General features: G+C 74.7%; 15 protein-coding genes. 1 reads left to right on the top strand and 14 read right to left on the bottom strand.

Going from position 1 to position 22,023, the window contains the following annotated elements; translation table 11 throughout:
* Positions 1–14: 14 nt before the first annotated feature.
* From MID12_RS00045 to MID12_RS00070, 6 genes are all read right to left on the bottom strand, one after another.
* Positions 15–998, bottom strand: coding sequence for an LLM class flavin-dependent oxidoreductase (locus MID12_RS00045; protein WP_052481983.1), 984 nt, complete (start codon positions 996–998; stop codon positions 15–17).
* A gap of 58 nt (positions 999–1,056) precedes the next feature.
* Positions 1,057–1,551: a flavin reductase family protein gene (locus MID12_RS00050; RefSeq protein ID WP_263163919.1), complete on the bottom strand. Its 495-nt coding sequence runs from the start codon at positions 1,549–1,551 to the stop codon at positions 1,057–1,059.
* Between the two features lies 1 nt (position 1,552).
* Positions 1,553–3,196: an AMP-binding protein gene (locus MID12_RS00055; RefSeq protein WP_263163922.1), complete on the bottom strand. Its 1,644-nt coding sequence runs from the start codon at positions 3,194–3,196 to the stop codon at positions 1,553–1,555.
* Positions 3,193–4,401 carry an acyl-CoA dehydrogenase family protein gene (locus MID12_RS00060; RefSeq protein WP_040245934.1) on the bottom strand — a complete coding sequence of 403 codons (1,209 nt, stop codon included), beginning with the start codon at positions 4,399–4,401 and terminating at the stop codon, positions 3,193–3,195. The genes MID12_RS00055 and MID12_RS00060 overlap by 4 nt, the downstream gene beginning before the upstream one ends.
* A gap of 233 nt (positions 4,402–4,634) precedes the next feature.
* Positions 4,635–6,149, bottom strand: a complete 1,515-nt coding sequence (locus MID12_RS00065; RefSeq protein ID WP_063778592.1) for an FAD-binding oxidoreductase — start codon at positions 6,147–6,149, stop codon at positions 4,635–4,637.
* A gap of 44 nt (positions 6,150–6,193) precedes the next feature.
* Positions 6,194–6,721, bottom strand: coding sequence for a flavin reductase family protein (locus MID12_RS00070; protein WP_107071249.1), 528 nt, complete (start codon positions 6,719–6,721; stop codon positions 6,194–6,196).
* A gap of 272 nt (positions 6,722–6,993) precedes the next feature.
* Between MID12_RS00070 and MID12_RS00075 the strand changes: the two genes are divergently transcribed.
* Positions 6,994–8,088 carry a prephenate dehydrogenase gene (locus tag MID12_RS00075; RefSeq protein WP_263163929.1) on the top strand — a complete coding sequence of 365 codons (1,095 nt, stop codon included), beginning with the start codon at positions 6,994–6,996 and terminating at the stop codon, positions 8,086–8,088.
* A 104-nt stretch (positions 8,089–8,192) separates the two neighbouring features.
* Here the strand turns inward: MID12_RS00075 and MID12_RS00080 are convergent, their stop codons facing one another.
* The 8 genes from MID12_RS00080 to MID12_RS00115 all read right to left on the bottom strand — a co-directional run bounded on the left by MID12_RS00080 (position 8,193) and on the right by MID12_RS00115 (position 22,021).
* Positions 8,193–9,323, bottom strand: coding sequence for an LLM class flavin-dependent oxidoreductase (locus MID12_RS00080; protein ID WP_263163932.1), 1,131 nt, complete (start codon positions 9,321–9,323; stop codon positions 8,193–8,195).
* A 406-nt stretch (positions 9,324–9,729) separates the two neighbouring features.
* Complete coding sequence (locus MID12_RS00085) at positions 9,730–10,332, bottom strand: SDR family NAD(P)-dependent oxidoreductase (RefSeq protein WP_397916254.1); 603 nt, start codon at positions 10,330–10,332, stop codon at positions 9,730–9,732.
* A 275-nt stretch (positions 10,333–10,607) separates the two neighbouring features.
* A complete protein-coding gene (locus MID12_RS00090; RefSeq protein ID WP_263163935.1) occupies positions 10,608–11,471 on the bottom strand; it encodes an SCO6745 family protein in 864 nt (287 codons plus the stop codon).
* A 40-nt stretch (positions 11,472–11,511) separates the two neighbouring features.
* Positions 11,512–12,051, bottom strand: a complete 540-nt coding sequence (locus MID12_RS00095) for an NADPH-dependent FMN reductase (RefSeq protein WP_263163937.1) — start codon at positions 12,049–12,051, stop codon at positions 11,512–11,514.
* 50 nt (positions 12,052–12,101) lie between these two features.
* A complete protein-coding gene (locus MID12_RS00100; protein WP_263163940.1) occupies positions 12,102–12,989 on the bottom strand; it encodes a thioesterase II family protein in 888 nt (295 codons plus the stop codon).
* Between the two features lie 115 nt (positions 12,990–13,104).
* Positions 13,105–14,694 carry an MFS transporter gene (locus MID12_RS00105; RefSeq protein ID WP_263163943.1) on the bottom strand — a complete coding sequence of 530 codons (1,590 nt, stop codon included), beginning with the start codon at positions 14,692–14,694 and terminating at the stop codon, positions 13,105–13,107.
* A gap of 44 nt (positions 14,695–14,738) precedes the next feature.
* The gene (locus tag MID12_RS00110; RefSeq protein WP_263163946.1) at positions 14,739–20,474 is read right to left on the bottom strand and encodes an SDR family oxidoreductase; all 5,736 of its coding nucleotides are present in this window, start codon (positions 20,472–20,474) and stop codon (positions 14,739–14,741) included.
* A 26-nt stretch (positions 20,475–20,500) separates the two neighbouring features.
* Positions 20,501–22,021, bottom strand: coding sequence for an acyltransferase domain-containing protein (locus tag MID12_RS00115; RefSeq protein ID WP_263163948.1), 1,521 nt, complete (start codon positions 22,019–22,021; stop codon positions 20,501–20,503).
* Positions 22,022–22,023: the final 2 nt, after the last annotated feature.

The raw sequence follows: 22,023 nt of genomic DNA on the forward strand, positions 1-22,023 counted from the left end.
GTGGGCGCCGGGCCTCACCCGAACTGGGGGATGACGTGTTCGGCGAACAGCCGCAGTGACCTGCGGGCCTTCTCGGCGGGCAGGCCGGGGGCCCGGCCGAAGAAGATGACGCGTTCGACGTCGCCCAGCGGCTTGACGCGCTCGCGCAGCTGCTCGGCGATGTGGTCGGGCGGCCCGACGAGGAAGAGTTCGCGCGGCAGGTCGTCGGCGGAGGGCAGCCCGGGCAGGCCGAACCACTCCTGGAACTTGTTCAGCAGGTACCAGTAGTGCTCCTTGACCTCCTGCCAGCCCTCCTCGGCGTCCTCGCACACGTAGACGCCGGGGGTCACGATGGCGGTCACGCCGAACCGGGCGGGGTCGTGGCCGTGTGCGGCCAGGGTGGTGCGGTAGAGGTCGAGGATCTGCGGGTCGGTGCCCAGGTCGGGCAGGAACCGCAGTCCGTGGCGGCCCGCGCGCAGCGCGGCGGCCCTGCTACCGCCGCCGATCCACACGGGCGGCGCCTGCTCGGGCACCGGGGTGACGAGGACGTCGTCGACGCGGAAGTGCTCGCCCTCGAAGGAGAAGGGCTCTCCCCTCCAGGCGCGGCGCAGGATCTCCACGGTCTCCTCGGTGCGGGCGCCGCGCTGGGCGCGCTCGACGCCCAGGGCCTCGAACTCCTTGTCCCGGTAGCCGGGTGCCAGGCCCAGTTCGAGCCGGCCGCCGGACAGCAGGTCGGCGACCGCCGCGTCCTCGGCCAGCCGCAGCGGGTGCGTCAGGCTCGCCAGGAGCATGGCGGTCCCCAGGCGGATACGGCTGGTGCGGGCGGCGATCGCGGTGAGCGCGGGCAGCAGGGAGGGCAGGTAGCCGTCGTCGGTCAGATGGTGTTCGGACAGCCACACGGATTCGAAGCCCAGCTCCTCGGCGCCGGTGGCCATCGCGAGGGTCTCCTCGTACACGGCCCGCCACGGCTGCCGCCAGCGCGGGGGGTTGCGGAAGTCGAGCCAGATGCCGAATTTCACTGCTCCTCCTGGGAGTTCGACTGCGGGGTGCGGATATGCGGCCGCGCGGGCGGGGGGTTCATGCTTCGGACAGGGCCAGCAGGGCGCCGTTGACGCGGACCACCGGGGGCCGCCGGCGCCGGCCGCCGGTGGCGAGGACCTCGCCGATGACGACGGTGTGGTCGCCGGTGTCGTGGTGGTCGTGCAGGGTGCACTCCAGCCATCCCGGGGCGTCCAGGACCAGCGCCCCGGTCAGGGGGCCGGGCGAGGCGGTGCAGGTCGACAGGGCGCGGGCGCGGTCCTGCCGGTCGCCGTCCAGGGCCTCGGCGAGGTCGACGCCGGCCACGTCCAGGATCGACACCGCCCATACGCCGGTGGCGAGCAGGGTGGGGAGGATGTCGCTGTCGCGGCGCAGCGCCAGGGACACCAGCGGGGGTTGCAGGGACACGGAGACGAAGGAGCTGACGGCGACGGCGTCATCACGCCGGCCGCCTTCCTGTTCTTCTTCGAAGGTGGTCACGACGCAGATGCCGGTGGCGAAGGTACGCATCGTCGCGCTCAGGTCGAGGGACACCTCAGGCCTTTCGTTCGCGGTGCCCGCGCTCGCGGGCCGTGACGAGCCGGGCGGTCAGTACCGACCGGCGGAGCTTGCCGGTGGCCGTGCGGGGCAGCTCGTGCTCCGCCAGCGCCTCGGCGTGGACGTGCGCGGCGCCGAAGCGCAGCCCGACCTGCTCGCGCACCGCCGCCTCGGCTCGGCGCGGCGGCACTCCGGGGCGGGGGCAGAAGAAGACCGCCACCGATCCGTCGCCGGGGCCGTCGGCTCCCGCGCAGGCGACGGTGAACGACGGCCGCACCCAGGGCAGTTCCTCGACGGCCTCCTCGATCTCGTGGCCGTGGAAGCAGGCGCCGTTCACCTCGATGAGGCCGTCGGCGCGGCCGGTCACGGTCAGCTCGCCGCCCGCGACGAAGGCCAGGTCGTCGGTGACCAGCCAGCCGTCCCCGCTCCGGGGCACGGGCAGCAAACCGCCGCCCTGGACGTAGGTGTCGGCCACCGGCGCCCCCCGGACCTGGAGGCGGCCCACCGTGCCCGCCGCAAGCGGGCGCTCGTCCTCGTCGACGACCCGCACGGACACCCCCGGATGCGGCACGCCCACCGGCACATGGCGGCGCGGCGGCCCCTCACCGCAGGTGAACACGCTGTCGACGACGCCGGAGGCGGTCTCCGGCATGCCCCAGCCGGGATGCACGCAGGCGGGCGGCAGACCGTGCGGGGCGAGGGCCGCCAAGAAGCGGCGGGCGGTGCGGTCCTTGACCGCCTGGCCGCCGTTCATGAGATAGCGCAGACGGCTCAGATCCCACGAGCGGCCCGCCCCCTGCTGCTCCAGGGCCTCGACGACCAGCGAGAAGGCGTGGTTGGGCGCCCAGGTGGTGTCGATGCGCTCGGCCTCGGCCACGTCCAGCCAGCGCAGCGGGTCGGCGCGTACCCAGGCGGTGTCGGCGTGCACCTGGTGGCAGCCCAGGAACACATCCCGTACGTGGAACATGACGATGCCGCTGATGTGGTGCAGCGGCATCCAGTTCAGGCTCCGGGTGGCGCCGTCGAGGCCGCGGGCCAGGGCGGTGGCGTGCGCGCGGCTGAGGACCTGGCGGTGGGTCAGCGCGACGGCCTTGGGCCGGCCCCCGCTGCCCGAGGTCAGGGAGAGCAGCGCGAGCCGGTCCGCGGACACGGTCACCGGCCGCGCCCGCCCGGGCAGGAGGGTCACCGGGCCGAGCCGGTGCAACGACGGCGGCGGTTCGTGGACGGTGTCGCCCAGCAGCCACCCCCGCCCCACCGCGTCGGCGGCCTCCACAAGGGCGGCCCGGCCGCCGTCGTGAGGCACCGGCAGGGGGACCATGCCGCCCAGCACGCACGCCCAGAACGCGGTGAGCAGGTCGGCACTGCGCCCGGTTTGCAGGACGACGCGGGCGCCGGGGGGCACTCCGGCGGCGTCCAGCGCGGCCAGCGCCCGCAAGGCGTCCTCGTGGAGCTCGGCGTAGGAGCGGGCGGCAGGCCTGCCCTCGGCGTCCAGGAGGACCATGCCGTGCGGGGTGCGGGCGGCGCGTCGCAGCGCCTGGGGCAGGGTGTCGACGGGCAGGGCGCCCAGCGCGGGGCCGTGAAGGACCGCGAGACCCTCCGACCCCGCACCCGCGCGCTCTCCTGCGGGATCGGTGCCGTTCACGCCACGATCCCCAGGCTGAACGGGTTGTGGGGGGTGCCGCCGAGCAGGAAGGCGCCCGCGGACTGCAGGATCTGGTCCTGGGCGATCACATGCTGGCGCATCGTGGTCAGATCGCGCAGCCAGCGGTCCAGGGGCGAGGGGCGGTAGACGGCCGTGGTCGCCATCAGGTCGTACAGGCGGGTGACCACCGAGCGTGCCACCCGAAAGGAGTTGACCCGCGCCAGGACGGTGTCCACCCGCTCATCGGGACTCAGCTCGGCGCCCGCCTGGAGCAGGCGGGCCTGGCGGCGCAGACTGCCGTAGACGGAATGCCGGGCCGCGCCCAGCTCCATCTCGCACTCCGCGACGGCCATCTGCACCCGGTAGGTCTCCGGCCAGGGCGTACCGGTCGTACGGTCGATACGGCCGGCGGCCCTCTCGCGTACGTGGTCCAGGGCGGCCCGGGCCACACCCAGCGGCACACCGGGCATGTTCCGCAAGATCGCCTCCGGTGTCGCATGGGGACCCTTGACACGGGGGGCGCCCAGGCTGAACGAATGCTCCTCGGGCACGAACAGGTCCTGGGCCCGGTAGTCGTTGCTGCCGCTGCCGGCGAGGCCGGTGGTGTGCCAGGTGTCGAGGACCTCGAACTCGCCGCGGCGCGCGATCATGATGCGCCAGTTGCCCGGGGCTCCCGGCGGGCCGGGCTCGGGCTCCCCGTCGCGGTGGACCAGGCAGCCCGCCACCACCCAGTCGGCGTGCGTGATGCCGCTGCCGAACTGCCAGCGCCCGGTGACCCGGTAGCCGCCGGGCACCCGCTCGGCCCGGCCCAGCGGCAGGATCAGCCCGGCGGTGACCGTGTCCGGATCGCTCAGCTCCTGGCGGGCCACGGACTCGGGCAGGAACTGCGCGTACAGCGGGGTGTCCATGCCGATCATGGCGCACCAGGCGGCGGAGGCGTCCCCGCGGGCGAGGATCTCCACCACCTGCGTCTGCTGGACGGAGTCGAGGCCGGGGCCGCCCCGCTCGGCCGGTACGCCCATGCGGAAGATGCCCGCCGCGCGCATCTGGTCGACCACCGCGGTGGGCAGGCGGCGGGCCTGTTCGATGTCGTCGGAGGCGGCGCGCAGGACCGCGACGAGGTCCTCGGCTCTGCGCAGGAGTCCGTCCGCCGTGGTCGGCGGGGCGGCGGTGTGGTGGGCAAGGGTGGTGTCTGAGGTGACCATCGGCAAGTTCCCGTCCTGCTCGTGTGCGGTGGCGGTCTGGGGGGGGTGTCCTCCCCGTCCTGTGTGGGGTCCGCGGTGTTCGGCGCGTGCTCGCCGGGGTCCCCCCCCTGCTCGAAGAGCTCGGGGAAGCGCCGGGCGGGGCTCTCGTAGCGGAAGCTGCTCGGGCCTTTGTCCGGTGGGCGAGAGGGCGTGCCGGGCGCCGCGGGCGCCGTGCGGGACGGTGACGGCGCCCCCTAGCGGTAACGCCCCGGCGCGAGGGCGCCGTTGGGGTCGAGTACGGCCTTCAGTCGCCGGGTCAGGGCGACGGCTCCCGGATCGCAGGCGGTGGCATCGCGCCGGTCGGCGTGGTCGATGTCCAGCCGGTAGGGCGGGAACCCGGCCTCGGCGAAGGAACGGTGGAGGAGGTCCAGTGCGCGGTGGGCACGGGCGGCGGCCTCGCCGTGGCGGGGGAACTTCATCGCCACCACGCAGTCGATGAGGTCGCCGCTGAGCAGATGCAGCGTCGCGGACAGGCGCACCCCGGTGGCGTCGACCACGTCTTTGAGCAGCCCGCTCGCCTTGGCGACGGCCTTGCCGCTGAAGGGGATCAGCGGCAGGAAGAACGCGAAGCCCGCCTCGGAGTCGACCTTGTCCGCGCTCACCCCCATCTTGGTACGAAAGACGGTGTCCGCCAGGTCGGGATCCCCGGCGTAGCCGCGCTCCACGAGCCGGGCCACCTCGTGGTGGGCAGCGGCCGCGTCGGTGGCGTCGCTGTCGCAGACCGCGGTGAACACCTGGGCGCGGTGCGCCTCCGCCGTCAGGATCTTCGTGAGCGCCTCCACCGACTCGGCGGTGCCGTCGACGGGCAGATGCACCAGGTACTCGCCTTCGGCGCCGCCGTAGGCGCGGCCGGCCGCCGCGTCGAAGATCCGCGGGACGCCCCGGGTCAGCCCCTGGGCGACCAGGCGGCGTACGGCGTCGGTCGCCTCGGCGAGGACCGCGGGCGGAAAGCTCAAACGGACCACCCGCAGCGCCTCGGGCCGGGCGGGCAGCCGGATCGCGGCGGCGGTGACCACCGCGAGGTTCGACTGCACGAACAGCGGCAGCGTCGAGGGGCCCAGACCGTGCGGATACACCGGCGCCGTGCGGTCGCCGGAGGGCCACCAGCCCACCCTGACGCACTCCCCGCCGGGCAGCACCACCTCCAGGCCCACCAGGTCCTCGGTGCGCTGGCCGCGCAGGGCGACTCCGCGGTCGAGCGCGTTGCCCACGATGCTGGTGGCGGCGGCCGAGACGGTGACATTGGCCATCCGCGGCGTGTGCGCCAACAGCCGGGACAGATGCCCCTGGGTGACCCCGGGCTCCACGACGGCCCAGCCCGCGTCCACGTCCAGCTCCCGCACCTGGTCGAGATCGCCCAGATCCAGGACCACCACATCGTCCTGTGCCGGTTCCCGGGAACCCAGGCCCCAGTTGCGGCCGGTGCTGATCACATGGAGGCTGCCGGACTCGGTGCTGCGCGAGAAGAGCTCCACCAGAGCCGGCACCTGCTCGGCGGTGGCCGGCCGCAGCACGGCGGCCACCCGCCGGGAGCGGAAAAGACTCGCGTTGGGCCCCAGCAGCAGGCCCGGGTCCTGCGCGTCGGCGGCAAGGCGCACCCGCTGCGGGCCCAGAAGGCGGCGCGCCGCCTCCAACGCCTCGCCCTGCGCGGCGGATCCGGGCGGGACGAGTGCGTCAAGGCCGCCGGCGGCAGCGGACAGCTCGGGCATGGAGGGCCTCCCTGAACAGGCGGTGGGGCGGACGTGAGGGGACGTCACGAAGCGGTGGTGGTCTGCGGGCCGCGCGCGGCGCCGGCGGAGGTCATGGAGCCGTGCAGGAAGACCAGCGGGTCCTGCCGGGCGCGTACCCCGGTGGCAAGGACGGTGCCGACCACCATCAGGTGGTCGCCGACGGTGAAGGAGTCGGCGAGCGCGCACTCCATCCAGCCCGGGCCCTCGAAGAGCAGGGCCCCGGTGTGCTCCCCCGGCGCCGCGGGCAGGGCGGTGAGGACCTCCTGCCTGCTGGGCCGCGGGCGGGCGAGCAGCTGGGCGGTGTCCTGCCCGCCCGCGGCCAGGATGGACAGCCCCCAGCGGCGCGATGCCAGCAGATCGTCCAGGAAGACCGATCCGTGGCGCAGGAACAGCGCCACCAGCGGAGGCGCGAAGGACACCGGGATCAGCGAGTTGACGGTGATGGCGTCATGGCGCCGCCCGCCGGGCGCCCCCGGATCGGGCGCCCAGGTGCTCACCACACCGACGCCGGTGGCGAAGTGCCGCATCACCGTACGCAGATCGAGTTCCACGGCTCCTCCTCTGGCATCGGGCAGCCGGCACCACGCGGTGCGGGCTGCCCCTCGGCTCTCGGTGAAAAGCACGCTAGGAGAGCGGGCCCGGGCGCAGTGCCGTCCCCGCGCACGCGCACTGTCGCGTTTGCGTACGCACGAGATGCGCGGATCCGGTACACGCGGTGCGCGCCTGGGCGATACCGGCCGACCGTTTGCGGCCACACTGCGCTGGTCCTGACAACCGCCCGCTCACACCAGGTGAGCAGGGCACGGAGGAAGGGGGGACCCCTGTGATCCGTACTGCGGCAGTGGTGGGAACCGGACTCATCGGCACCTCGGTAGGCCTCGCGCTGAGCCGCCGCGGGGTGCGGGTGCATGTGATGGACGCCGACGAATCGGCGGCCCGGGTCGCCGCCGCACGCGGGGCCGGCATCTGCGGCCGCCCCCAGGAGCCGGTCGACCTGGCCGTCCTGGCCGTACCGCCGGCCCGTATCGCCCAGGTCCTCGCGGAACAGCAGCACCAAGGACTGGCGCAGGCCTACACGGACGTGGCGAGCGTGAAGTCCGCCACGGCACAGGCCGTCGCGCGCAGTGCACCGCACCGGCCCAGTTACGTGGGAGGGCACCCCATGGCCGGCAGCCAGTGCTCGGGGCCGCTGGCCGCCAGCGCCGATCTGTTCGAGGGGCGGGCATGGGTGCTCACCCCGGGCACCGAGACCTCACGCGCCGCGCTCAACAGGGTCCTGGCCACCGTGTCGTTGTGCGGGGCCGTCCCGGTGGTGATGGAACCGCGGGCCCACGACCGGGCGGTGGCCCTGGTCTCGCACGCACCCCACCTGGTGGCCGTCCTGATGGCGGCCCGGCTCACGGGCGCGCCCCGCGAGTCGCTCGCGCTGGCCGGGCAGGGACTGCGGGACGTCATCCGGATCGCCGGCGGCGACCGGGCCCTGTGGACCGACATCGTCGCCTCGAACGCACCGGCCATCGCGGAGGTCCTCGGCGAACTGGCGAAGGACCTGGAGGCGCTCGCCCGCGCCCTGCAGGAACTGGAGGTCCACGGCCCCGGCACCGACGACGCCCGCGAGGCGATCGGCGCACTGCTCTCCCAGGGCCGCACCGGCTGGGAGTCCGTACACGAACCCGAGAACACCTCGGGGCAGGTGACACTGTCGATCCCCCTCGCGGACCGGCTGGGGGAAGTGGACCGGCTGGTCAGCGCCGCCCGGGAATCCGGCATCGGCACGGATTCCATCCGCCTGCGCTGGTCGCAGACCTCCTCCCGCCTGTCCGCCCGCCTGGCCACCGCCCCGCTCGCCGCCCCGCACGTACGCAGACGCCTCACCGACAGCGGCTGGCAGGTCTCCGTGGAACCCGCCACACCCTGACCGACGGACACCCCCGGCCCCGGCCGTGCAGGGACGGGCCGTGTCGTTTCGGGAAGGCGCGGGACGCCGTCGGCCGTCTCGCGGCGACGGCGTCCCGCAACGCCTCAGAGCGGGCTGCCCTCCCGCACCTCACGCTCCCCGTCCCCGTCCGCGGGGGCGGGGGCGGTCGGCAGGGCGTAGGCATCCGCGATCAACTCATAGGAACGCACACGGAATTCGGGGGTGTGCGAGTTCATCGCCAGCATCAACTCGTCCGCGCCGGTGCGCTTTTGCAGGGCGTCCAGACCCGCCGTGACCTCGTCCGCCGTCCCGTACAGCGCGTTGTCGAGCCAGTCGCCGAGGACCGCCTTCTCCTGCTCGGTGAAATCGTGCGCAGCCGCGACCTCCGGGGCCGGAACCAGCCCCGGACGGCCGCTGCGCAGCCGCACCGTCGCCAGCGCCCCGGTCAGGGCCTGCCGGTACGCCTCCTCGGTGCTGCGACCGGCGAAGGCGAAGACACCCAGGACGACATACGGCTCCGCCAGAGCCGGTGAGGGACGGAAGTGGCGGCGGTACTCCTCCAGCGCGGGAAGAGTGTTGCGGGCGGCGAAGTGATGCGCGAAGGCGAACGGCAGCCCCAACTGCCCGGCGAGACGGGCGGAGAACCCCGACGAACCCAGCAGCCACACCTGCGGCTGCCCCACAACCCCCTGCACGGGACCGGGCACCGCGTGGATGCCCCCGTAAGGGTGCCGCTCGGGGAAGTCGTCGCGCAGGAAGTGCAGCAGTTCGCCCACCTCGGCCGGGAAGTCCTCGGCGCCGCCCTGCCCGCCGCGGCCCCGGCGCAGGGCCGCCGCGGTGGCCCCGTCGGTACCGGGGGCCCGTCCCAGGCCCAGGTCGATACGTCCGGGCGCGAGCGCCTCCAGGGTGCCGAACTGCTCGGCGACCACCAGCGGGGCGTGGTTGGGCAGCATCACGCCGCCCGAGCCCAGCCGCAGTCTGCTCGTGTGGGCCGCCAGATGCGCGAGGATCACGGAAGGGCTGCTGCTGGAGATGCCCGGCATGGAGTGGTGCTCGGCCACCCAGTAACGTAAGAATCCCCGCGTATCGGCCAGTTCGGCCAGGCGCCGGGAGGCCTCCAGGGCGTCCCGGGCCGTGTATCCCTCCCCCACGCTGACCAGGTCGAGAAGGGACAGCGGTACGGGCGCCCTTCCGTGGGCCTCGCCTCGGACGGGATCGATGATCGGCTCAGTCATGCCCTCGCCAGCGGCGGCGGCCCGCACGGTTATTCCGCCGCTCCCCGCCCCGGTGGCCGGATGTGAGAGGTGCGGCGGCCTGCCGGTCCCGGGCCTCTTCGCGGTTTGCCCTGCAAGAGGGCACGGGAAGGGCTCCCGCCCGGCAGCGGACCGCTCGGGCGGGGGCGGCGCGGCGGGGGTGAAGTTGGCCGAGGAGCACGGCACTTGCGGGATACAGGCGCCCGCGACGAAGGGCGGGAAGAGGCGCTGCGCGGACCGGCCGCCCTGCGGGGGACGGCCGCCCCGCCCGCGCCGGACTCCCCCGCGGAAGCGGACTCTCTCGCGGGAGCGGGATCCCCCACGGCGGGGACCCGGCGCGGGGCCCGGGCGCGGGGGCTTGGGCGCAGGGCTTGGGGTGCCGCGGGTGTCAGGTGCCGTGGACGATCTCGTGTTGCCAGCTGTCCTCGGGCTGGGTGTGCAGGCGCCAGTAGTGCTCGGCGATGTCGTCCGGGTCGCAGGCGGTGCCGGGGGCGACCCGGCCGGGCACGGTCACCGAGGCGACGTGGACACCCGCGGGCCCGTAGTGGGCGTCCAGGAGTTCCACCAGGGTGCGTACGCCGTATTTGCCGAGGGTGAGGCTGAAGTAGGCGGGGTCGGGGCGGGGCATGCCGCCGGTGATCAGCAGCGAGCCGTGTCCGCGGGCGGCCATGCCCGGCGCCACGTGCGCGGCGGTGCTCAACGCGCCGACCACGTTGACGGCCCAGGCGTCCAGCTGATGCCGCGAACCGTACTCGCCGGGGACGTCGGGGCGGATCAGGGCGGCGTTGTAGACGACCGCGTCGGGCGGGCCGAGTTCGCTCTCGGCCCGGTCCAGGGCGGAGCGCAGCGCGTCCTCGTCGGTGCTGTCGGCGGTCAGCGCCAGCACCTTGCGGCCCGCCCGGCCGATGTCCGCCGCCACCTGCCGCACCGTCTCCTCGCGGCGGGCGATCACCGCGACGGACAGCCCCTCACGCGCGAACCGTTCGGCCACGGACCTGCCGATCCCCGGCCCTGCTCCTACCACCACCGCTGCCGGCACCGGCAACTCCCTTGCTGATTGCGACGCTTACCTGCCGGAGCGTATCGGCCCGGCCCCGCCCGCCGTCCGCTGCGGCCCGCCGCGGCGCGGGGAACCATACGAAGGAGGGACACCGCACAGCAGGCGGGCCGGCAAAGCAAGGGACGGTGGAGCAGGGGACGGTGGAGCAGGGGCGTGCGGTCCGGCGGCCCGCCCCGCGCAGGAGTAAGGAGTGGGGCGGGTAGGGGTCAGGTGCGGCCGATGTCGCGCAGGGGCATGCCGCCGCCGGCCAGGACCACCTTGGTGAAGGCGGTGGCCAGTTCGGTGAGCCGGGCGGTCCTGGCGGGGCCGAGGTGCCGGTAGGGGGCGGCGTCCAGGCGGTCGGTGTCCGCCTCGAGGGCGCGGCGCAGTTCGGTACCCCGGTCGGTGAGGTCGCCGTCGGCTCCCAGCAGCCCCTTTTCGCACAGGCGGGCGCGGGCGTCGGCCCACTCCTGGACGGACCAGCCGCGGGTGCGCTGCAGGAAGGCGGGGCGCCAGCTGGTGCCGGTCGCGGTGTGGGTGACCAGGGCTTCGAGGCCGTCGAGTTCGGCCGACATCAGGGCGCTGATGTGGCCGGCTCCCCGGTGTTCGCGCAGCAGGGTGGTGGCGTGCCACAGGGCCAGGTGCGCGGGGGCGGGGGTGGGCAGGTCGGCGTTGGCGGTGGCCAGCGGGCGGCCCGGGTGCGCGCAGGCCTCGGCGGCGGCGAGGGCCAGTTCGGCGGCTTCGGCCATCTCCGCGGAGCGCACGGCCTGCGGGCCCAGGAGGCGGGTGAGGCAGGCGTCCACGATGTCCAGCCGGGTGCGCAGGATGCGCTCGGGGGACGCGGCCCGCCAGGCCTGGGGCAGCAGGCGGGCGACGAGTGCGGGGTGGAAGGTGTAGAAGGCGGCGCTGACCACGCCCGGGGTGCAGGGGCCCAGGGGTGCAGCCCGGCCGGCGAGGTAGGCCATGGGGCCGGGGGCCAGGCCCAGTCGGGCGTAGTGCGCGTCGTGTTCGGGGGCGAAGTAGTAGGCGGCGTGGACGGGGTGGTGGGCGTTGTAGCAGCGCCGGGCCTCGCGTGGGGTGACGGTCGTCATGGTGGTGGCGGGCCTTGGTCGAGGAGAGGGGCGGGGAGGGTCAGGCCTGCTGCTGTTCCTTGACCGCGCGGGCGAGGGCTTCGATGACCTCGCGCAGGTCGCCGAGGGTGGACTCGTCGGTGACCTGGCCGTCGCGGATCTTGACGGTGGCCAGCGCGATGGGCAGCGACTCGGGCAGGACGCGCGCGCCCATGACCTCCAGGGTCTCCTTGACCCAGGCCTGGGCGCGGTCGCCGCCGGTCATGGAGGGGGAGGCGGTGACCACGGCGGTGGGTTTGTCGACGAGTTCGCCGCCGCCGACGACCCATTCGAGGGCGTTCTTGAGGACGCCGGAGGTGCCGTGGGCGTATTCGGGGCTGGAGATGAGGACGGCGTCGGCGGCCGCCAGGCGGGCGCGGAAGTCGAGGACCTCGGCGGGGGGCTGGACGCTTTCGACGTCCTGGTTGAAGTAGGGCAGCAGCCCGAGGCGGTCGTAGACCTCCAGGGCGGTCCCGGGCGGGCACAGCCGCTGGGCGGTGCGCACCACCGCGGTGTTGAGGGAGGCCTTTCGCAGGCTGCCGGAGAACGCGAGGAATTTCATGCGGGTGGTTCCTGCCTTGGGGTGCGGGCGGGGTGTGCGGGGGCGGGTGGTCAACTTGGTGATGCTACGTCAGCAGGCGTGCTGCCAGCGGGAGTTGGGCGGGCGGCGGTGACGGCCTCGGTGATGCGGCGGGCCAGTGAGCGGTGGTGGCGGCGGAGGTAGAAGTGGCCGCCGCTGTACATGTGCGGGCCGTGCAGGCGCCGGGTGTGCCGGGCCCAGGCGGCCAGGCGGGCGCGGGGGACGAGGGTGTCCTCGGTGCCGCCGAAGGCGGACAGGGCAACGGGCAGCGGCGCGGTCTCGGGGGCGGTGTGCCAGGTGTCGACGAGGGCGAAGTCGCTGCGGAAGACGGGCGCGAACGTCTGCCAGAGCCAGGGGTCGTCGAGGACTTCGTCGGGGGTGGCGCCCAGGGTGCGCAGCCAGTCGCGCAGTTGGGGGTCGGTGAACTCGTGGCGGCCCGGGGTGCGTGGGCTGCGGGGGGTGGGGGCGCCGCAGGAGGACAGTCCGGTCCACAGGGGCGGGCGGCGGCCCTCCCGCACGAGGCGGCGGGTGAGTTCGTAGGCGATCAGGGCGCCCATGCTGTGGCCGAACAGGGCGTAGGGCCGGTCGGTCCAGGCGGTGAGCTGGGTGTGGAAGAAGTCGACGAGGCGGGCGCCGCTGTCCAGGGGCGGCTCGCCCAGGAGGCTGCCGCGGCCGGGGGCGTCCAGGAGGCACAGTTCCCAGTCGGCGGGGAAGTGCGCCTCCCAGCCCCGGTACAGCAGGTGGGAGCCGCCGGCGTGGTGGAAGCAGAAGAGGCGGACGGCGGCGCCGGGGTTGGGGCGCGGGAGGGTGAGGGCGCCGTGGGTCAGGGGCCGCCGGACCACCCCCACCCCCGCGCCCGCGCCCGAGCCCGCCCCGGGTGCGGCGGCGGGGGCGGGTGTGGGGTGGTGGGGTGCGGTCATCGGGTGCCCCCGTGCGGCGGGTGCCCGGCCGGGGGGCGGCCGGGTGTGCCGGGGGTGGCCGCGTGCACGGGGTGCTGCACGGTCGGGCTCCCTCCTTCTCGGCGCGTACGAGGGGTCAGTTGGCGGGGTCGGGGGCCTGGGCGCTTTCGTGGAGGTCGCGGCGGCGGATCCCGACGAAGGCGATGGCGGCGCCGACGGCGGCGAACAGGGCGCACAGCACCATGACGTCGGACAGGGAGTCGACGAAGGCGGTGCGGGCGGCCTCGGTGACCGCTTCCAGGCGCCCGGGGGCGACCGTGTCGCCGAGGGCGGAGGTGCCGCCGGTGGCGACGGACCGGCCGACCTCGTGGGCGCCGGCGCCCAGCGCCCCGCCCGCGTCGGTGGCGGTGAAGGCGTCGACGGCCTTGTGGTGGAAGAGGGCGCCGAAGGCGGCGACCCCGACGGCGACACCGACCTGCTGAAAGGTCTCCCCCATGCCCGAGGCCATACCGGCCTTCTCCGGGCGGACCACACCGATGGTGACCGCGGCGCGCGGCGGGTTGAACAGGCCCATGCCGACACCGGTGACGATCATGCTCGGGAGCATCGCGGTCCAGGAGCTGTCCGCGTCGACCAGGACCATCAGGCCCATGCCGAGGGCGATCAGGCCGATGGACAGGCCGATGAGCAGGCCCGGTGAGACCTTGGCGAGGAGGCCGCCGGTGATCGCGGAGACGACGAAGAGAGTGATCATCATCGGCATGAAGCGCAGTCCGGTGTCCCAGGGCGAGTAGCCCAGGACGTTTTGCACGTAGGAGATCTGCAGGAACACCGCGGCCAGGCTGGTCGCGTTCGACAGCAGGGTGGCGCAGCAGACGGCGGTGAAGGTGGGGTTGCGCAGCAGCGTCAGGTCGAACATGGCCCGCTCCCCCAGGCGCTTTTCGACCAGGACGAACGCGGCCAGCAGGATGAGGCCCGCGGCGAAGGCGGCCAGGATCGGGGCGCTGGTCCAGCCGTCGGCCTCACCGCGCAGAAAGCCCAGGACGATCAGGGCGAGACCGAGGCCGAAGGCGGTCATGCCCGCCCAGTCGACGCGGTGCGCGGAGGGCTCGCGGGACTCCCGCAGGCGCAGCAGCCCGGCGACCAGGGCGAGGACACCGATGGGCACGTTGACCAGGAAGATCCAGCGCCAGCTGAGGCTGTCGGTGAGCAGACCGCCGACCAGGGGGCCCAGCGCCAGGGCCAGACCCGCGATGGCGCCGAAGAGGCCGAAGGCCTTGCCGCGGTCGGCGCCGCGGAACTCGTGGCCGATCAGCGCCGGCCCCACGGAGAACAGCAGCGCCGCGCCGGCGCCCTGGACACCGCGGGCGATGTTGAGGGTCAGGACGTCCTGGGCCAGGCCCGCGGCCAGCGAGGAGAGCGTGAACAGGACGAGACCGGCCAGGAAGACGCGCTTGCGGCCCAGCCGGTCCGCCAGCGAACCGCCGGTCAAAAGGAAGGCGGCCAGGGTGAGGGTGTAGGAGTCGATGACCCACTGGAGACCGGCGAAGCCGGCGTCCAGGGAGGTGCGCAGGTCCTGCAGGGCGACGTTGACGACGGTGACGTCCAGCATGAGCATGAACATCGCCACGCAGGCCAGGGCCAGGGTCCAGGGGCGGGCGGTGCCTGCCGCCTTGTCGGGGGCCAGGTCCGTCGGGGTCGACGCGACGGTGGCTTCGGCCGGCATCTTGCTCTCCTTAGGGGGTGTGGGTCGGGTGGGGACGGGGCGGCTCACGAGGTGGGCTGCCAGGTGCGGGTACGGGGCCGGTAGCGGCCGCGGACGGCGCCGGTGATGCCGGTGACGCGCAGCAGGGCGCGCCCCTCGGGGTCCAGGAGGGCGCAGTTCTCCTCGCCGGTGCCCTCCTCGTACCAGTGGCGCAGCGCCAGTCCGCCGGGCCAGCGCCGGGCGAGTTCGAGGTCGTTGGCGGGGGTGTGCAGGTCGATGGCGGCCAGCGCGGTGGGGACGATGACGGGCAGGTCGCCGCCGGGGCGGCGGCCGTCGAGTACGCAGGTGCGCAGCAGGCAGTCCAGGGCGGTGCTGGGCAGGACGAACTCCTCGAAGGGGCGCTCGTGTTGCGTGAAGGCGGGCAGGAAGTGGGCCGATCCGCCGTCGCTCTGGAGCCGCGGCGCGCGCAGGGAGGCGAAGACGCCGCTCAACGCGACCGGGCTGCCGGGCAGTTCGTAGGTGTTGGGGGCCTCGGTGCCGGGTCCGGCCGGCGGGCACCAGGGGCCCGGGGTGAGGGTGCGGGCCAGGTGGATCGTCATCCGGGTGTGCTCACGCTCCGGGACCGGCCCGGCGGCGGGGGTGAGGACGCGTACGTGGACGGTGTCGCCGTCGCGGGTGGCCCGGGCGGTCAGGGTGCGCGGCCAGCGGTGGTGGGCGGCGCGGATGAAGTGGGACAGGACCACGTCGGTGATGCGGGCGGGGCGCAGGCCAGGGGCGAGGGCGAGGGCGGCCTCGGCGGCTATTTCGAGGATGAAGGTGCCGGGGATCGTGGGGCGGCCGTCGACGAGGTGGTCCCGGAGGTAGGGGTGCGCGTCGAGGCGGACCTCGAAGGTCCAACTGCCGGAAGCGGCATCGGGCCGGTGGGGCGGTCCGCTGAGGAAGGCACCCGAGGGGAGGGCCGGTCGGCGGCGCGGTTCGGGGGCGCGGGCGGCGAGGGTGCGGCACAGGGTACGGAAGTGGGGGGCGCCGCGTTCGAGGGTGTTCCAGTCGGCCTCGCCGAGCCAGGTGGTGGCCAGCCCGTGGCTGCCGCGGCCGCGTAGTTCGGTGCGGAAGAAGGCGCGGCCCTGGGCGTCGGTCAGCTGGCCGATCTCGCCCTGGCGGGCGAGGAAGGCGCCGCCGGGGGTGGTGGCCGCGGCCATCCCGGACTCGGTCCACAGGCCGGAGGCGAGGGCGACCTCGTCGTCGCGGCGCCTGTGGCGGGCGTGGGCGGCGGCCAGCAGGAGGAATTCGTTGGCGGCGCCGTAGTCGGCCTCGCCGCGCAGCCCGGTGAACGCGGACACGGAGCTGATGCTGCACCACAGGGCGGGGCGGTGGCCGTCGAGGGCGGCCTTGAGGTGGGCGTAGCCGCGGACCTTGATGTCGCGCACGGTGCGCAGGTCGGCGAGTTTCTTGCGGGCAAGGCTCGCCGAGCGTGCCAAGCCCGCGCCGTGCACGACGATGTCGATACGGCCCTCGGCCTGAAGGATCTGCCCGACCGTCGTGTGCACGGCCGCCTCGTCCAGGACATCGCACTGGCGGTAGTGGACCCGGCCCACTCCGCACAGGCGCTCCAGCTCGGCGAGGGTACGGGCGCGTTCACGGCGCTGTTCGAGCTGGTCGTAGCGCCGGCTGAGCAGGGCGGGACTCTCACCGGGGTGACGGGCCATCAGTTCCCGCAGGACCTGCGGGCGCGGCGGCAGTTCGCCCTCGGCGTCCTGCGGATCGGGGTGCGGGCCGGTGCCCAGCAGCCACACGGCGTGGGGGGCGCGGTGGGTGAGCAGCTCGTGGACGAGATGGGCGGTCAGCCCGCGCGCTCCGCCGGTGGCCAGCAGGACCGGATCGTCGGGCAGGTCGAGCGACTCGCCGGGGGCGGGCTCCTCGACGGGCAGCAGGACGTACTCCAGGCGCACTCCCCCGCTGTGGTGGGCGACGGGCAGCTGGCGGCGGGCGGCGGACTCCTCGGCGAGCAGGGCGAGAGCGGCCGAGGTGTCGGTGGTGTCGGTGAGCAGGGCGTAGACGAGGCAGCCGGGAAGTTCCTGGGCGAGGCTGCGGACCAGGCCGCTGAACAGGCCCGCCCGCGGCGCGGGCAGATGCCCCGTCAGGGCGCCCAGGGCGAGGACGGCGTAGCTGCCGCCGTCCTCCAGCCGCCCGGCGCGGGCCTGGGCGGCGGTGAAGGCGAGGTCGTGCAGGTCCAGTACGTGCGCGGGAACCTGCTCGGGTGCACCGGCCGGGGGTGCGAGGACGACACGGATGTCCGCGGGCCCGGATACGGGGCGGGCGGCCAGCAGGCCGGTCAGTTCCTCGGGGGCCAGGCGGGCGACGGGCAGCGGCAGAACACGGTCGCCGCCGGCGGGCGCGGGGGTCGAGCGGGGGGTGGCGATCAGCCCCTCGGCGGGCAGCTCGACACCTTCGAGGACGCGGGGGTCGTCGGTGAGCAGCACCACACCCGGGGGCAGCGCGGGACGGGGCGGGCGTACGGGGGTGGCCGGCAGGGGGCGCAGGGTGAGGGTGTGGCGGGCGAGGTGCCCGTGCAGCGGGTTGTCCTCGTCGGGGGCCGCAGTCGCGGCCGGGGTCGGGGTTGCTTCCGGGCCCGTGCCCGTGCGGGTGTCCGGGTGGGTTTCTGTGCCCGTGGTCGCGGGCGCGTCCGTAGCCGGGCCCGGGTGGGTGGTCGCGTCCGGGCCCGTGAACGTGTCCGTACTCGTGAACGGGTCCGGGTCCGTGCTCGTGTGGGTGTTGGTGGTGGTGCGGGGGTCCGGGGCGGTGGACGTGGGGGCGCCGGTGGGGGTGGGGGTGAGCAGGAGGGTGGGGGTGTGGGGGTCTTCCTGGGGGTGCAGGACGGTGGGGGCGGGGGTGTGCAGGGCGTGCAGGAGGGCGAGGGCGCTCTCGGCGCCGCGGTGGTCACGGGCCGGAGCGGGTGCAGCGGCGGGCCGGGGGGTCGTCTCGGCGGGGGCGAGGGCGAGTTCGGCGAGGATGTCCATGCCGTGGGCGCGGGCGAGGCTGCGCCGGGTGAGGGTGAAGCCGACGGCCGCCTCGGCGACGGGTGCGCCGCCGTCCCCCGGTGCGGGGTCGGTGGTGGCGTTGACGCCGAGGACCAGGGCGAGGTCGAGTTCGCCGTCGCGCAGGTAGCGAAGAGCGGTGGCCAGCGCGGAGGTGGTGGAGTCGCGCCCGGCGTCCAGGGTCATGTTGGGGCCGTGCAGGTCCAGGCGCTGGACCACGCGGGCGGCGATGATGTTGGGCATCAGGCCGGGATAGACGTCCTCGTTGATGGGCCGGCTGGTGGCCTCGACCGCGCCGGTGAGGACCTCGGCGGGGATCCCGGCCGGTCCGGTGACCTTGCGGGTGAGCTCGTGCAGGCTGTAGCGCAGGGCGTGGTCGCGGGCCGAGCGGGTGGGCCCGCTGTGGCCGACCAGGACACCGGTGCGGGCGGCCAGGGCGGGGTCCTTGGTCCAGGGCGAGGCCAGGCGGTCGGCGCAGCGCAGGGCCATGAGCTGGCTGCGGTCCATCGCGGCGATCGCGGACGGCGCGAGGCGGGCTTCGAGGGGTTCGGGCAGCGGGTAGTCCTCGCCGAAGGACAGCGGCCAGGCGGGAGTGGTGCCGGGCCGCCAGTCGCCCAGCAGGGCGGGGCCGGGGTCGCCGGGCAGATGGGTGGCCCAGGCGGTCACCACCACAGGATCGGCAGCATCGACGGCACCGGCGGCACCGGCGGGATCGGCGAGGTCGGTGGGATCGGTGGGCGCGATGGGGTCGGCGGGGTCGGTGGGCGCGGGCGGGTGGTCGCTGAGCAGGAGGTGGCCGTTGGTGCCGCCGAAGCCCATGGCGGAGACGCCGACGGTGCGGCGGCGCTCTCCGGCCGGCCAGGGCAGATCGGTGGTGGGGACCTCGACGGCGCCGCCGAGGTCCTCGGGCAGGCGGCTGAACTGCCGCTGGGCGGGGATCCTCTCGTGGCGCAGGGCGAGCAGGGCATGGATCGCCGAGACCGCTCCGGCCGCCCAACCGCAGTGGCCGACCAGTGACTTGTTGGACGTCATGGTCCAGGTCTTGCCGGACCCCGCGCTGCGGGTGAGCGCGGTCATCTCGGTACGGTCGCCCGCCGGGGTTCCGGTGGAGTGGGCGACGATCCAGTCCACGTCCTCGGCGCTCAGGCGGGCGGCGGCCCGGGCGCGGTGCAGGGCCAGTTGCTGCCCGGCGGCGTTGGGGGCGTAGATGGCCTTGCCGCGGCCGTCGGAGGAACCGCCGAAACCGGCGATGTAGCCGTGCACGGTGTCGCCGTCGGCGCGGGCACGGGCACGGGTCTTCAGGACGAGGGTGGCGGCGCTGTCGCTGAACAGGACACCGTCCGCGTCACGGTCCAGGGCGCGCACCCGTCCGGAGCGGGACAGTCCGCGCAGCTTGGAGAAGAGCACCAGATTCTGCGCGCTCAACGCGAAGGCGCCGCCGCACAGGGCGATGTCCGCCTCGCCCGCGCGCAGGGCCCGTACGCCGAGGTCGATGGTGTAGAGGGAGGAGGAGCAGGCGGTGTCGACGACGACGATCTCGGTGGTGGGCGGCAGATCGTGGGCGGCGGCGCGGGCGATGCGGTGGGGCAGGACGTCGGCGGCGGGGCCCCGGCCCAGGGGGTAGTGGGTGTCCAGGGTGTCGGGGACGGGGTGTCCGGCGCCGGTGAGGTGGGCGCGGACACTGGAGGTGATCAGGCTCTGTTCGAGGTGCTGGCTGCCGTCGGGGGTCAGGCCCAGGGCGAGCAGGTGGCGGTCGCCGGGGCGGGTGGTGACGTGTTCGGTGGCGGCGAGCAGCGAGTGGCGCAGCCACAGGGCGGTGTACTCCTCGCTGTCGAAGGCACCGGAGGCGATCTCGGCCCTCAGGCGGGGGTGGGGGGTGAAGCCGGTCATGAAGCCGGAGACGCGGGAGTAGGTCTTGTCCGGCGCGGCGGCATCGGGCGAGAACAGGGCGTCGATGTCCAGGCGCTCGCCCGGTTCGCCGAAGACGGGCTCCCCCTCGGTCAGCAGGGTCCAGAACTCTTCGGGGGTGCTGGCTCCGGGGACGGCGAGTCCCATACCGACGACGACGATCGCCTCGTCGTCCAGGGCGGCTTGGGAGCCCTCGGCGTTCTCGCGGACCCCGCGGACCCCGCGGACCTCGCGGTCCGGGTGGTCCTCGCGGTCCTGGGAGTGCTGGGGGTGCTGGGAGACGGGGGCGGGCGTACGGGCCGGGGCCGGGGCCATAGCGGGTTCGCGGGCGGAGGCGGAGGCGGGGGCGGGTGTGGCGAGGGTGAGGAGGTGGCCGTCGAGGGCGGCGGCGGTGTCGCCGAGGAGGAAGGCGGTGAGCTGGGCGAGGGCGCGGGGCGTTGCGGCGGCTTCGGGCCCCGAACCGCCGCCGGTGGTGTCGGGGGCGGCGCCGGTGGTGTCGGGGGTGAGGACGGCGTGCAGGCGGGTGCCGGTGGCCCGGGCGGTGGGGGCCAGGCGGTGCAGTTCTGCCTCGGCCGGTGCCCGGGTGGCGGGGCCGCACCACAGGACGAGGACGGCGCCCCGGGGTGCCGTGGCCAAGAACCGGTCGTGGACGCCGCGCAGTTCGCTCGCCGCGGTTTCGGCGGTGAGGGTGGTGATCAGGGCGTGCGGGGCGGCCTGGGCCAGCAACCGGCGTACGGCGTCGGGGTGTTGGGGGCCGCTGGTCAGCAGGCGGGTGCTGGCGGCGAGGTGGCTGCCCGCGGCGGCGGCCGGGGGGTGGGCGGTGCCGGTGAGCAGGGTGGTGCGGCCGGTGAGGGTCATGCTGGTGGTGGCTCCCGTGTGGTGGGTCAGCGCGCGGTCTGGGCCGCGGTGACGAGGGCGGCGAGGTCGGCGAGGGTGGACTGGGCCACGAACCGGCCATCGCGCGCCGACTCCCCCAGACCGAAATGCGCCGCCACCTTCCCCAGCATCTCCGCCCGCTTCAGCGAATCCACCCCCAGGTCGGCCTCCAGGTCCGCCTCACCGGTGACGACTTCGACGGGGTAGCCGAGGGCTCCGGCGTACAGCTCCCGCAGCTCTTCGAGGACCGAACCGGTCACCGGGGCGGCGGGAGCGAGGGAGGCGGGCGCCGTGGTGGTGGGGGTGGTTTCGATGAGGGCGGCGAGGTCGGCGAGGGTGGACTGGGCCACGAACCGGCCATCGCGCGCCGACTCCCCCAGACCGAAATGCGCCGCCACCTTCCCCAGCATCTCCGCCCGCTTCAGCGAATCCACCCCCAGGTCGGCCTCCAGGTCCGCCTCACCGGTGACCACCTCCACCGGGTAGCCCAGGGCCCCGGCGTACAGCTCCCGCAGCTCTTCGAGGACGGAGCCGGTCGCGGCTGTCGGGGTGGCAACGGGTGCCGGTGCGGGGGTGGTTGAGGGAGCGGGTACCGAGGCGGGGGTGGATGTGGGTGCGGGTGTGGGGTGGGGGCCGGGGGTGGTCTGGGGGATGGTGCGGCGTACGAGGCCGGTGAGGCCGGCCTTGCCGCATTCGGTGAAGTGTTCGGCGCCGTCGGCGTGCAGGGTGCGCAGGGTGTCGAGGAAGTGGACGGGGGCGGTCAGCTGCCGGGCGAGGAGGGCTTTGAGGTCGTCGGTGTCGTTGAGGTAGGTGCCGGCGACCGGGGAGTGGACGCGCAGGCGCAGGGGGTGTTGGGGCAGGTCGGTGAGGGCGGCGGTGAAGTGCTGGGCCGCGCTGTGGAGCAGGGGGTTGTGGAAGGGGTAGGGGGCGTTGAGGCGGGTGGTGCGGATGTCGAGGGCGGCGGCGGCGCGGGCGAGGGTGTCCAGGGCGGGGGCGGGGCCGGAGACGACGCTTTGGCGGGGGGCGTTGACGACGGCCAGGGCGAGGGTGTGTTCGGCCAGGGCGCCCAGCAGGTGGGTGGTGCGGGTGGTGTTGAGTTCGAGGGCGAGCAGGCCGCCGTCGGTGGGGCAGTGGGCGGCCAGGGCCTGGGCGCGCAGGGCGGTGAGGCGGGCGCCGTCGGCGAGGGTGAAGGCGCCGGCGACGGTGAGGGCGGCGATCTCGCCCATGCTGTGGCCGACCACGACGTCGGGGGTGCCGTGCTGTTCCTGGGCGAGGTGGTAGCCGCCGACTCCGGCGGCGAAGACGGCCAGTTGCAGGGCGAAGGGGTCCTGGCGGGTGAGGTCGGCCGCGGTGGGGGCGTCGGCGCGGGTGAGCAGGGTGCTGACGGGGTGCCGGCCGAAGGCGGCGGCGGTGCGGTCGACGGTGTCCAGGATCTCCTTGATCCGGGGGTGGCGCGGGAAGGTGTCGGCGAACAGTGCGGGGGTGTATCCCCCTTGTCCCGGCAGGAGGAAGACGGAGTTGACCGGCATAG

It is taken from the genome of Streptomyces sp. SCSIO ZS0520, assembly GCF_025643355.1.
GTDB lineage: Bacteria > Actinomycetota > Actinomycetes > Streptomycetales > Streptomycetaceae > Streptomyces > Streptomyces physcomitrii.

Coding starts and splice junctions, on each gene's coding strand:
- MID12_RS00090 (WP_263163935.1), bottom strand. CDS start 11,471: ATGACGACCGTCACCCCACGCGAGGCCCGGCGCTGCTACAACGCCCAC.
- MID12_RS00080 (WP_263163932.1), bottom strand. CDS start 9,323: ATGACTGAGCCGATCATCGATCCCGTCCGAGGCGAGGCCCACGGAAGG.
- MID12_RS00110 (WP_263163946.1), bottom strand. CDS start 20,474: ATGACCCTCACCGGCCGCACCACCCTGCTCACCGGCACCGCCCACCCC.
- MID12_RS00060 (WP_040245934.1), bottom strand. CDS start 4,401: ATGGTCACCTCAGACACCACCCTTGCCCACCACACCGCCGCCCCGCCG.
- MID12_RS00095 (WP_263163937.1), bottom strand. CDS start 12,051: ATGAAATTCCTCGCGTTCTCCGGCAGCCTGCGAAAGGCCTCCCTCAAC.
- MID12_RS00115 (WP_263163948.1), bottom strand. CDS start 22,021: ATGCCGGTCAACTCCGTCTTCCTCCTGCCGGGACAAGGGGGATACACC.
- MID12_RS00065 (WP_063778592.1), bottom strand. CDS start 6,149: ATGCCCGAGCTGTCCGCTGCCGCCGGCGGCCTTGACGCACTCGTCCCG.
- MID12_RS00105 (WP_263163943.1), bottom strand. CDS start 14,694: ATGCCGGCCGAAGCCACCGTCGCGTCGACCCCGACGGACCTGGCCCCC.
- MID12_RS00100 (WP_263163940.1), bottom strand. CDS start 12,989: ATGACCGCACCCCACCACCCCACACCCGCCCCCGCCGCCGCACCCGGG.